The sequence below is a fragment of the Mucilaginibacter sp. SG564 genome (assembly GCF_013149275.1).
Classification (GTDB): domain Bacteria; phylum Bacteroidota; class Bacteroidia; order Sphingobacteriales; family Sphingobacteriaceae; genus Mucilaginibacter.
This window is the reverse complement of record NZ_JABGNA010000020.1, coordinates 42,076-55,048: the sequence shown is the minus strand read 5'-3', so window position 1 is coordinate 55,048 and position 12,973 is coordinate 42,076. Positions and strand designations below refer to the sequence as shown.

Here is a 12,973-nt window from a genome sequence, read left to right as displayed (position 1 = left end):
CTATCATATTCGTAATACGTCGTCTCGCCCTTCGAATCCGTTGAGCTTGTCATGCCCACTAAGGGATCGTAGGTATAGGTTGTCATCTGGGCATCTTTCGGATAGATCCGAATGTCATCATAGCCGTCTCCCCCTGTCATGGCAAAAATTGACGCGGTATAAGCTTGTTCAGGCTGATATTTCCAGACCCCGCCGCTTCTATACCAATAGCTGATGACATAAATACGACTATTCGGCCTGGTCCAGCTTACGGTTGCATTCGTCGTGTATTTATTCCCCGTATGGCTTGCTCCGCTCGTTACTCCACCGGCCGAACTATCCTCAAAACCTTCATAGTAAAATTCAGAGGATAAAGCATTCACAATCTGGGCCACGGGATAAGTTTTGTCATAAGCCCATTTGTAACTCAAAACAGGTGCATTCGCTTTTTGCTGTTCCTGAATGTTACCATAGATATCATATTTATTAAACCTTACTCTGTTCTCGGTCGGATTGGACAATACCTGACCGTCAACTGTTTGCGGCAGCAGAAGACTATTATTGCCAAACCAGTCGTAATAATTAATATTTGATAAAGCCTGTTGTATTCCGTTCTTTAGTTGTTGAAACTTTACAACTGGTGATATCATGTTTCTGGACATCATTGTCTGGTATACATTGCCTGCTACTGCAAGATCATGGGGATACTTAATTACGTCAGTCAGGTTATCACCCGTGCTGTTAAAGGTCTCTTTCCGGGTTGGTAAAATGTGTGTCGGATCATCGTAATAGTTATTATTAACCTCTATGATTTTGTTTCCCGCATCATTAAAGGTGGTGTCTGATTCTGATTGAAGCAATATGGCGCCGGTATAAGTAGGTATCCGGCCCATTAGAAAATGTGTTCTATTACCATCGCCTACATGGTTCGGCGCGCCGGATCTGGTAATACTGGTATCTTTCGTGAGAGCACAGCCTCCTTCATTTATATACAAGGGTTTAATCTTTAGCCCCAGCAAAGTATCGGCACGGTATATTTGATAGTTGTATTGTTTAATACTAACCGGACTGTAAGAAGCGCCAAGTGATTTATAAGTATACTCCTGTTTTAAGAACCCGTTTCTCCAGTTATGAGAAACAAGCCAGATCCCCGACGTTCCATAATCTGTAATCGGCAGGCCGGCCTGATCACTGAAAAATGTATAAGTGAATATCTTTTTGCCATTTGCCACACCATTATTGTCGACATCAAATTTTGTAACTGCGCCATAAACAATTGGGCTTCCACTGAACTGCGTCGCCGGGTAAATCCCTCTTGAATAATATACGGCTTTTATATTTGATGTAGTAACAATACAGGAATTAGGATTCAAGGGAGGCTGGGTGCCGCTTTCATAAAAGGGATTTTCATAATTAATGGATAAATACGAAGCGGCCGTTAAAAGCTGACCTGTACCATCATTACCATATTGATATTTCTCTTTATTTACAAAGTTACCATTACTGTCATAATTCGTGATCGCGCTTACCCGTAATCCTCCCCCCATTTTGATCATAGTACCGCTAACCGGAACTGACCAGGATACCTGGCAGGTGGCAGATACCCTGGAATCGGTAGTATTAATACTGGTAGTGATCACATAGGTATGGCCTGTAACCAGGGAAAGTGCAATAGTTCCTGTACTATAACTTTGACCAGGGTTACTTACGTTACCGACTATGAAAATTACCTGCCCCGTATTTTGGTCAACCATCTTTATTTGTGGTCTATCGGTTACGCCCGGATAATTATAAGCCGAAAGGGTGGCGCTATAACTGAAAGCCTGTTGACCAGCGCTGACCGTAAAGCTCGCTGTATTGCTAAGTTGCACACCTCCGTAAGCATCGCAGGACACGGATTGCGTTTGCGTTGTTGAATAATCCTGCGGAAACCGATGGGGTTCAAACTCAAAAACTGACTTTCCTTTTGCCGGATACTTAATAGACTGAAGCATACATGCCTGTACGTAAGTATTGGTACTGTCAGGATCCATATTGCCCCCTCCAATAGTTCGATAGGTGCCATTCCACAATACAGTTTGGGTAGGCATTAGCGCAGGATTGTTGAAAGCGCCATTATTAAACCCCCATATATCCTGTCCAAATGATTCATTTGGCGCTATCGGACCGTTGTTGTAAGTCATCTGATACGATTGGGCCGGTAAACTTGAATTTACCGCCAAGTAAGCAACGGAATCCAATCTTAAACGGTAATTCCGGTTATCCGGAGTTTTACCAGCAACGGGATTACTATAAAAATAAGATTGATAAAGTTTAATGTTCTTAATCAATTGAAAAGCTCCATTCAATTCTGAATAGACCTTCACACTATCCAATCGCAACTCTGAAGTACGGTCGGATCGATCCCGTTTATTAGAAAATACAACCTTTCCCCCGCGCCAATCAATTTCATTTGGGATTAATTCTATACTATGGGAAATTGTGGAAACAGATGAACTTTGGCGGCTGTAATCACCATCGCCCGGATTATCACCGAAGACGTTAGAAAAGCTCCAGTTATGTTCCAAATCACCATCAACCGATGTGTATTTAAAGTATATCGTGTCTGCAAGGCTTGGTGAGATCATTTTTGATAGCCGCCAGGTACTGGTATAGCTGCCCGGACCGGTCGCGGATTCGGATACCATTTGCGTTCGCTCCTGCTGGTCAAATAGATAAACCAGCCCCTGGTCATCCGTTATTTTAAAGTTATTGCCGGTTGTTCTCTCGATACGGTTATTCGATATGGGTATTTGCATAATCGAGCCATTGGGACGGTACATGAATTTACCACTGCTGCCGTTTAACGTATATGAAAAAACATCCGGTTGTGTTTCCTTTGCATTATCCCTTACATCAAGTATATATTGGGCAAACGCCAACTTTCTGGGTACGCTGTAATTGGCATATTGATAGTAATTGTATAGGGAATCTAACGAAAGTGCGGAAAGATAGCCCCCGCTATTTTCATCAGGTAAGCCAATCATATTTCTGGAAATCTCTCCAATACCATTTAAAGCCCAGCTGGTACCAACGCTCGATGATACCTCATCTACTCTTACACCCCCACCATGGTAATCTAAAGATAGCGGTATTTTGATTTTGCCTACGTTTATTTCGTAAAGCGGGATGGTTACTGAAGGGATCCCGGTAGCATAGCTTACCGGAATGTTTCCAAATTTACCCAGGCTGGCTGCATTTGGAGAAACAGTACTTATCGGAATAACATTTTGAAATTCAGCTGCTGTTTGTGCATTAGCATTCAAAGCAAGGACAAATATAAAAACAGTAAGGACAGGAAGTTTCATAACAAATCGGCAATTAATAATTGAGCATATCATCTTTGGGAAATTAGCTTTAACTGCTTGTCCATTTCCTCCATTCGCTGATTCATCTTGTTAAGTTGAGTTTGCTGCGATTCATTTTTCGCCCTTTCCTGTTTTAACTCTTTATCCTTATCAATTAAATACAAAGTCAATTCCTCAACCTTCTTTATCAACAGTTTATTCATCTCACCCAAATTCAATCCTTCTTTAGCAATTTGCTCCTCAGATGGAATTTCCGGTAAATGTTGATGCTGATCGATGTAGTCTTTAATTTCTCGAAGCGATGGCAATTGATAATCCTTTTTGAAAACATAATCTGGCCATGTACCCGCTGCTTTGACAGTCACGGATGTAGCAATGACGTTTCCATTTACGGCGAATTTATATCCTTTTGTGTCAGTAATTCCAATACCCACATTGCCTCCATTTGGATTTAAAAACAAGTTACCAAGGGTAGAGCCGGAACTTTGAATGCTTTCAATCGTTGAATAACCGTTTTGTTTTGCAGAAATTTTTAGCAGCAATGAGGTAAACCCACCTGCTCCTGTATTTGAATTACCTATCACCACTCCTCCGGGTCCTTGAGGGTCTACGGTTAATGAAGCAGATGGAGTCGTTGTTCCTATACCAACGTTACCTCCTCCATCGATAGTGATATCATCACCGTAATACCAGGTAGCACCTGACCCAACTTTATTAAACATTCTCCGGGTACCCAAAACCATCTTTCCGGTAGCATCGCTGGTGTTACCATTACCAGCAACTGTAATAATTCGGGCTTGCCCCCAGGGGTTAGAACCGTCGGTATTTGCAGGAATAACAAATTCCAATTGCGCCCCATTGGCAAGACCTCGTCCTCCATTATTAGACTGGATGATCAATGATTTCGCATCAAACTGTGTGCTTTGATTGATAAAGGTTCCGGCTCCAACAATATGCAATAACGACTGTGGTGTAGTTGTGCCGATGCCAATGGAATTGCTTGTTGAAGTAATAGTGCCATTAGTGGTCCATTGAGCTTGTACTAATGATGAAAAGCTTAAAAATAGAAATAGTGAAAAGATCAGTTTCTTCATGATATAAAAGGGCTAAAAGTTTGATAAAAATGTATAGGCAAAATCAATCTGTATTAGATTGAAGCTAAACTATTATGTAATGAGTAAATGCTGTTTGATTGAAGCCTTCTGAAGGCTAATGGCTGGGGATTTCTTACTGTGATAATTTAGTCATATACTATTGTTCAGGTGTGCCAAATATAATTATTTATCAATTCAAACGGCTAAATGTTTATAATATTTAACATCGAGCAAAAACCACGATAAACCCTATAAGGGCCAGTCGCGAACTATCTCCATCAACCCCTCCCGCGCGAGCTACTATTCTTTCAAATAAACTAAATAGCCAATCGACCAAAAAAATCAGATCAATCTGAAAACCCCAAAAACCACGGCACTAATCACCAAACCGAACAACAATAACATAACCATACACCCCTGATTTTTCACCGGCCGCTGTTTGGCCTTTGGCGCAGATTTAGCCACAGCCTTACCCACCTTGTAAGTAGTGGTCAACATACTCATCAGGATTTTAGTCCCCGCCTTAGATTTCTTTTTCCAAGGATCGTAACTTCCCCTTGCCATATCAATTTCGTTTTAGATGGTTATTGTATACTTACTCATTATTTTCAAACTCCTCCTTAATCGTGGACACATACGGCCTTTTTGTCAACAAAGAAATTAAATACTCATCATTCAGCAGCTTGATAAAATCGCGCGCAGCCTCCTTGCTTTTGACCTCAAATCTATTTTGCGCGGGTATATATTTAATCCTTTTTGACAAGGACACAGCACCGTCTATCGTCTTGTACTCCTCCAAAAAAAGTTTGATTTCTACAATCGGGGTCCCCAATACAATATTATCCGCTTTAACTTTCATCAGTTTCTTTGAAAAGCCAACCGTTTTAGCTAATTCCTCAATTTTACTCGTATCTGAGACAACATTCTTATTTTTTATAATCTCTAAAGACTGCGTACCCATCTTCAGATACCGATCATTAAAGCCATATTTTGTTTCCAGCAGTTTCAGATTAACAATAATAAAATGGTTATCCACCAGCATAAAATCAATCTTATCGCTTATTTTCAGCAGGGGATCCGTTTCCAGAACAAACCTGCTGGCGTGATCTATTACTTTTAAAACTGTTGAGCGGCTTAAAATATCAATCGGATACTTTTGTTTAAAGATGATTACCTGTTTTTGATCGATTTGGAGCCGTATCAAATAAGCAAATACATGATCAAGCAAATGTTTGTCATGTTTAAAAACATCGAAGGCATGATACCCCTTGTTAAACAAGTTCACCATTTCCTTAAATTCCTCAGGAATATGATAATCATCATTTGTTGGAGCCACATTGGGGAAATAATAAAAAGTATCCTTTAAATCATTAACGTCCCTGATGTGTTTCAGATGCCATACATAATCTTCCTGTAGGCTTCGACCTTCTTCATCCTGGTTAAGGAATTCACTTTTTATTTTATTAATAAAAACAGACTCCAGCCTGCTTTGTGTCGATGTATCCTCTAAATCAACACGTAGTATTTCTATAGGATCTATTTGTTTTTTACGATGTAAAAAATAAAGTTCCAAACCAACAGCATCCGTACTGACGAACTGAAGTTTATTAATTAATGCCGATCTATCCATTACTTTACAAAAAATATGTTTTCATCTATAAGCCTTCTTCTAACAACGTCATGAGACAGAAGCTTTTTTCTTGAAATAGCGATAATCCTTTGGTCATCGTTTTCAAAGTCGATATAATAGACATACACGCCGAATAAAGACAAGGTCGGATTGGTATAAAAGAAGTTTGTTTTGACGTATATGATTCCAATGATGATGATCATAAAAAAGAACAGTAGCCAGTTACGGCAACCGGCAAAATCAAACGTCACAAAAGGCAATATATACGTAGCCAAAAAAGACAAATGATTGTTACTGATATTTTCTATCGATTTAATTGTCTTGGGATGGGCGAAATCACCATCCAGTTCATAAAAAAACAATTTGTATATAATCCCACCCAGCAGGATAAAAAAAAGGCACATTACAGTGGGTACATTTTTGAGCGCAATTGCTTTATAACCAATAAATACATGATGCTGATCATATATTGCATAGTCCACCTTCTTGATAATGATGCTAACAAACAATAACACCAAAGACACGATATACAAACCTATTTTATACTTTGTCATATTTACAACCTTTGGTTAAACCAATCGCAACTGGTATCTGTGAATTCCGAATGTTGATTTGTTAGATCCATCATCAGGCAGAATTTATTTACCCTCCAAACCACACAGCGTCCTCCCACCCCTCTTCGCCTCACCCAAGCTGATTTTAACAATGTGGTGCGTGCAATTGTGCAAGCCCCTGCAATCATCCCGCAAGTGATACCGTTTCGCATGCCCGCTGTCGCAGATATAAACCACAGAATCACCCTGAGCATACCCGCTCAGTAAAAGCCCCAAAAGCAGTACAGATGTTTTCATTTTTGATCGATTAGGAATATTGTATAATAGCCCAGCCCATTATTTCAACCAGCTGAAACAAAAATAAGATCGCGCAAACCCTCTTTTTTACGGGAAACCGTATACGCAGGAAATCATGTGGATCGATGATAACGTTGCTGACCATCGGTTCAGCTAACTTTGTTTGATCGCCTCAGCATGAAGGCCAGTCCAGGGCCCGCTTGCTTTAATCTTCTTTTAACCGGTGAACAGATATCCGGTTATCGCTCTCCAGTAAAGCAAAATGATGCCGTTTCGGCACCGTCAGTATTTTCAGAATCTTGTTTTCTGGTTGTATCTTACCGTTCTTGCTATTGTTTGCCACCGGGATAAAAGTACTGTTTATCAACTGCAATTCGCTAACGAGAACAGAGAGCGCATATCGATGCGATTGATGGCCCCGTTCAAAATGCTACAACAAGGTTAGCTTATAAAAAGTAAAAGCCCAACCGTTGTGGTTGGGCTTTACTCTCACATCACAAATGCTATATCCTTATTACGCACTGATCACAGATCAGCTCAAGGGTGGTTATTTGGTAAATATTCTTTCAATTACTTCCCCTGTTTTAGGATCTATTATAAATTTATATCCGCACCAATTAAACGAAACTAAATTCAAATTATCCATTTCAATACTTATAAAAGGACAGTATCCAATAGCATCAAGATTTTCTGTTCTTTCTATTTGCCATAGAATCTTACCATTGCGGTCTATAGCAAAGACATTTTGATTATATTTAGTATTAGTAGTTCCCACGATATCTAAAAGAACAATTATTTTATCATTAAATACCAGGGTCTCCTTTATAGGAAAATCAAATTCGACTGTACGTCCTTTTTCAAAGACTATCTTCTTTTCATCTATATGATAATTTTCTGTATTCATAATGTGTTTATTGTTATGGGATTATCTGATCTATTGGTTCTATTGGGTTTACTGGGCCCCCTGGATTAACTGAGGAGCTTCCGGTGGTTGAAAATATAGCTTGTAATCTAGTGTTAATAAAGTTGGCCTGGATATTCCGGTAGGCTTGACCAGGCTATTCCGTGCACTTTGGAGCACCGAGTTGTGCAAGCAATTAAGAAAATCGCAATTAATAATGATCCACTTTTCATGTCATCTTACTTTAGAGATTACAATCCGACCCATCTTGTTGCTATCGATGTCAAAATCGGATACATGAGCATTCTTTTCCGACGATCAAACGAATAGCTATGGTCGTAAACCAGGCTTAGCCGACATCAGTTAAAAAGGATCAATATTTCTGATAAAATAACTATTGCGGATACAGCCTGGGAGAATCTTCAAGGTAAAATTGAATAACTTCTGAAAGAGAATCCGTAACAGGCTTAAAACTATCTTTGTCCAGGATAAGGCCGATGGTGTAAGCGTTTCTTCCGTTTTGTGCTTTAAATCCGTACCACCAGCTCTTATGCATATATTCTGCGAATATCAATACATCATCCAGTTCGGTTGTCAACGGAACCTTCAACTCTCCAGCACATGGAATTAGTTGTTCAACTGAATAAAAGAAAAAGCCCTCTTCGTCCATATCATCGGGATAATGTGTTCGCATTCCGTTGACAACAGTATATAGTTTTACGAAATCTTCCGGCAAGAAAACCTCTTTTTCCCTTTGAGTTTTTTCAATTTTCTCAATTGTTGCAGGGAAAATTCCAAATCCCTGCTTTATCCAATTTTCTAAAAGTCGATTAATTGATACTTGAATATTATCTACCATAATTTCAATATTTTTTCCATTAATAGTTTTCTCGGTAGTAATTGACCGTTCTTTAGTTTAGACCGCGCTGGATGAGCGCGCGTTAGTACTCAGTCCGAGTTCAGGGTTGGTCCAGCTTCCTTCAACAGACGGCAAGACTATGTTTTTTAACAATCGACTATCATCAGCACCATCGGCAAAATTTAAAAGGTTTTGCCTGAGTACAGCTTGCCTTGCTATAAGCTGACAATTGCAATAATTTTTATATTTGCTTACTAAACATGTTGGCATACACTTCATATAGGTGGCAAGTAAGATTGCTGATGCACTTAGCGTATCGTCGGACTACTTGGTAGGCAAGGCCGATAAGCAGATAGATCAATCCTTATTAGATAAGGCAATAAGTATCCGGCAACTGCCTAATGAGGACAGAGAACACATTATGTACGCTATAGATGGCCTCATTCAGTATGCTAAGACCCGAATAGCTTATAAAAAGTAAAGCCCTCTTGGTTGGGCTTATTGTTATTTATTAATACTTGCTCACACCACTGATGTGCGCCAGCAGGGATACATTACATTACGGTAGCTAAAACCCTTGCAGTAGCCTGGGCTTTGGCAATGCTAAACATGTTGTAAAATTATTATAATGCCGCAGATAATACAAGTAATTCCAACCCCCAATATTTTAATATCTGCTCCAAGTCTATCTTGCTCTCCTCTTATAAAAACTTTGGCGGAAGTTATAGTTTGCCAAATTCCGTACATTAATAAAATGCATCCCCCTATTGTATATAAAATACTCATACTCCTACTATTTTTTTTTCTTTTCTTTTTCTTCTGCCTTTTTAAAGAATTCTTTGGCGTTCTTCTCACTATCCTTGTTCGCCTTCGTATTAGCCAATTTCGGAGCCTCTTTAACTTCTTTTTTCTGTTCGTGATCCGCTTTAAATTTTTCAGCTATATTTTCAGCTATCTTGTTAGCAGCAAAAGCGGTTCCACGCAAAATCACTTTTCCAACACTTGTAATCCCCTTTGACTCCTCCACTACTTTACCTAATGAGCCAAATCCTCTATCTAGTGCTATTGTCGTAAGTGCACTCCCATAATGCCCGTCACTAACGTCCTTTGTAGCTGATATGGCTGAGCTCAGTGAACTGATGCCTTCGCCAATCGGAACTAATTCTAAAGATGCCCCTCCTGTAAATGGAGCAAAAACGTATCCAGCACCAGCTGTCGCGGTTCCGCTAATGGCTAAACCACCCGCCAAGGTCTCAGCATCCATTTTTGGTATCGGAGCAGGACTATTAAATCCTGCCGTTGATACTAGATGTCCTCCGACCGTTCTAGGCATATTAGTAATAACAGGCCCTCCACTTGGTACATCACAACAGCCCCCTTCTTCCGCCTCCATCCCGTCCGGGTCTTCAAATCTTATTGCATTATCAAAGCCGTAGACGTATACAGACCATCTTCTATCGGCTTCCGCTTTCGGATCAATCACATTCCACCTGGCAATCACCGGATCATAGAACCTTGCACCGTAATCGTACTGATTGCTTAAATCAGTCTGTATCTCTTTTCCATTATAAAGATAACGGTTATTATTCGAATTGTCTTGTTTCAGACTCCTCAATCCAAAAGCGTAGTATTCATCTTCCTGTAAGGTCCTCACCGCGCTATTGGCCGGATTCTTATCAAAGGAAACCCGTACATTGCCCAGGTTATCCGATAAATTGTATTCATAATGGTAATTCCCACCATTCGGTATAGCTCGTCCTTCTTCCGTTTGGATAAAACTGATCGCGTTATTGTTATAAACAATACCATTGATATAATCCCAGCTTCCATCACTCCCCGTATTCCGTAATTTCTGGCCACCCGCATCATAAGTATAAGTTGCCAGCGTCGATGTCCCCTGAGTTACGGTTTGCGGCAGATTAAGCAGGTTATAGCCTATGGTTTTATTTACCCCATCGCCAGTGGCGTTCCCATTAGCATCATAAGTATAACTCCGGTATGCGGAGCCACTATTGGTTACCGTTTGTAATTGATTGCTTTGACCACTACTTTGATAAGTATAGGTTAAAGAAGCACTGCTATTTCCTGTCCGGCTCAGGCTTGCGATATTACCCTGCGTATCATAGCTTAGTTGTTCATTTAGTAAACCATCGTTTGATAGCGCTTTTCCCAGACGGTTTAACTGATCATAACTGTAGATAAAGTTTTTACTGCCGCTGGCGGGCCCTTTGTACAACAATTCAGCAATGTTGCCATTATATTGTTTGCTGATAGCATCAGTACTATTGTTATAGCGTAATTCATAACTAAACTGATTGCTGGCATCTCCCGCAGTTCTTAACCATCCCCGTTCATTATAGGCATATGCAATATCCTGCAAAAATGGCGTCGAGCCGGTTTCACTATGCAAATGTTTAATCTTCAACTGGCCAAGCTCATTATACTCAGCACGTGATAAAAGTACATTTGTTCCACCATTGATCTGTTCAAAACTATCTATCCTCCTGCCCATATGGTCGTAACTAAGTGTACTGACTATGGTTACCGCCGGATTTGTCGCATTTGCCGATGTATAATGATTTCTTGTACTTGAGATCACTGCGTTGCTGAAATCATAGGTATTCGTAATCACATCGTAGTTCCCCGCGTTCGGTATACCGCCACCCAAATAGTGCTGCCTGTAGCTCTGTATCGTACGGCCCAGATCATCATAATAATTGACGCTCAATAACATATTGCTACTACCAAGAATAGCCGTTTTGGTTGCCGTTAATAAACCTGTGGTCATCGGATTGGCTCCTGCTGGAGCGCTATATTGTGATGGTTTACCAGGAATATTAATATAATCGTCATAGTAATTAATCGTCAATATGCTGCTTAACGCCGGATAACTGGTCACTGAATACCCCGTATTGTTGTCTGTATAATTGCGTACATCCCATTGATCTCCGGAATATATACTACCTTGTAATGTAGACAGAGGAATCACCGAACCGGCATTCCATAGTCCCGTCATGATCACACGGCCCAAGGCATCATATTTGGATGCAGTCCATTGGTTGGTTACTCTTTGCCTGCCATCTTGACTGAGCACTATTTGCCCTTGTTTGTTATATACCATGTACTCCCAATCCCGGTTTTCACCAGGAATCTTTTTTTGCGTGAGCCTGTTTTGTTCGTCATACCGGTATTGATAACACAAATTATTCAGGATCGCCTGCGAAGGCAGCGCATTATCCGCATTGCTTTTGGGAGGAAGCACAAAAGCGAGATTACCCAGGTCATCATACACATAATATGTCGATAAAATCTGTAGTACGCCACCCGTAAAATTAAAGGCGCGTTTCAATACTACATGCCCGTCTTTATCTTTGTATTCTTCTACACTTCCTCCCCTGGTGTTTTTGTTGTTTTCATCCTTTGCAATGGTTATGGTAAGCTGACCCGCCTGGTAATAATTACCATTCGCGTTTCCCAAAACCAGCGTACGGGTCTGATCAGCATTGACCGTTGCTGAATATAATGCTACCTGGTAAGTGTTTGCGGTATCTATAAAACCAACGACATTATTTACCTTGTAGGTCGTTTTTACCGTATGCCCAGAGATACTGCCTGTTATAGGCTGCCAGTCCGTTCCCGGAGCACCTTGCTCCTCTACCCGGTTAAGCGGTGAGGAATCAAAATTTGTTACGCCGTAAGGAGCCGGGTTATATACTATGCCATTGTTTTGTTGCGCACCGGAAACAGCAGTACTGCCCGAGGGATAATAAAAATTAAATACCCCTGCCCCTGAAGTCAGGGCGTCTCCCTTAAAACTTCCGTCCGCCCCTGTCGCGGTGTAAGGAAGATATTTTTGTGTTTCCCGCCCAAACTGATCATAGATTACGGGTTGCACAACATCCCTATTTGCCGGAGACCCTTTTACCTGTACCGTTTGTAACGGTCTTCCAAGTCCGTCAAAATAAGCGACCGATTGCATAATATCGCAGCTTGTCTTCCCCGTCAGGGTAAAAGTATTCATCGGTATTCTGGGCACCGATGTCACAACAAAGTTCTGATTTGCACTAAATCCGTTATTGATGAGCGAGCAATCCGGGCTTAGAATATAGGCATGAAACGAGTTCCCCGCAGTCGCAGTGAAGCTAAAATCCGGATTTAATGTAATGCTACTGGTACTGAAATACTCACCTGGCGCGGGCGTATTTGTCATTGGAGCGGTCACTTGCGTCTGTGCTTTTACGCCTAATCCGATAAACAGGAGATTGATCACCAGCAGTAATCTTTTGCTTATTTTATATTGTTTAATAGCCAT

Annotated in this window: 10 protein-coding genes; 1 reads left to right on the top strand and 9 read right to left on the bottom strand. The window is 40.6% G+C overall.

Going from position 1 to position 12,973, the window contains the following annotated elements:
- The 8 genes from FHW89_RS27340 to FHW89_RS27305 all read right to left on the bottom strand — a co-directional run.
- Positions 1 to 3,326 (bottom strand): hypothetical protein (locus tag FHW89_RS27340; RefSeq protein WP_172338223.1); only part of this gene is annotated, 3,326 nt, incomplete at its 3' end.
- A gap of 29 nt (positions 3,327 to 3,355) precedes the next feature.
- A complete protein-coding gene (locus FHW89_RS27335) occupies positions 3,356 to 4,420 on the bottom strand; it encodes a hypothetical protein (RefSeq protein ID WP_172338222.1) in 1,065 nt (354 codons plus the stop codon).
- Positions 4,421 to 4,762: 342 nt separating this feature from the next.
- Positions 4,763 to 4,984 carry a hypothetical protein gene (locus tag FHW89_RS27330; protein WP_172338221.1) on the bottom strand — a complete coding sequence of 74 codons (222 nt, stop codon included), beginning with the start codon at positions 4,982 to 4,984 and terminating at the stop codon, positions 4,763 to 4,765.
- Positions 4,985 to 5,015: 31 nt separating this feature from the next.
- Positions 5,016 to 6,050, bottom strand: coding sequence for a Kiwa anti-phage protein KwaB-like domain-containing protein (locus tag FHW89_RS27325; RefSeq protein ID WP_172338220.1), 1,035 nt, complete (start codon positions 6,048 to 6,050; stop codon positions 5,016 to 5,018).
- Positions 6,050 to 6,604, bottom strand: coding sequence for an anti-phage protein KwaA (kwaA, locus tag FHW89_RS27320; protein WP_172338219.1), 555 nt, complete (start codon positions 6,602 to 6,604; stop codon positions 6,050 to 6,052). Before kwaA ends, FHW89_RS27325 begins: the two co-directional genes overlap by 1 nt.
- 502 nt (positions 6,605 to 7,106) lie before the next feature.
- Entirely contained in the window at positions 7,107 to 7,244 is a 138-nt protein-coding gene (locus FHW89_RS27315; protein WP_172338218.1) for a hypothetical protein, read from the bottom strand.
- A gap of 204 nt (positions 7,245 to 7,448) precedes the next feature.
- Positions 7,449 to 7,805: a hypothetical protein gene (locus FHW89_RS27310; protein ID WP_172338217.1), complete on the bottom strand. Its 357-nt coding sequence runs from the start codon at positions 7,803 to 7,805 to the stop codon at positions 7,449 to 7,451.
- A gap of 391 nt (positions 7,806 to 8,196) precedes the next feature.
- Complete coding sequence (locus FHW89_RS27305; RefSeq protein WP_172338216.1) at positions 8,197 to 8,661, bottom strand: SMI1/KNR4 family protein; 465 nt, start codon at positions 8,659 to 8,661, stop codon at positions 8,197 to 8,199.
- A 283-nt stretch (positions 8,662 to 8,944) separates the two neighbouring features.
- Here FHW89_RS27305 and FHW89_RS27300 point away from each other — a divergent pair, with 283 nt between their 5' ends.
- Positions 8,945 to 9,142 (top strand): hypothetical protein, encoded by a 198-nt coding sequence (locus FHW89_RS27300; protein ID WP_172338215.1) that lies wholly within the window; start codon positions 8,945 to 8,947, stop codon positions 9,140 to 9,142.
- 312 nt (positions 9,143 to 9,454) lie between these two features.
- On the opposite strand, the gene FHW89_RS27295 is transcribed toward FHW89_RS27300, so the two are convergent.
- Positions 9,455 to 12,973: a DUF6443 domain-containing protein gene (locus FHW89_RS27295; protein ID WP_172338214.1), complete on the bottom strand. Its 3,519-nt coding sequence runs from the start codon at positions 12,971 to 12,973 to the stop codon at positions 9,455 to 9,457.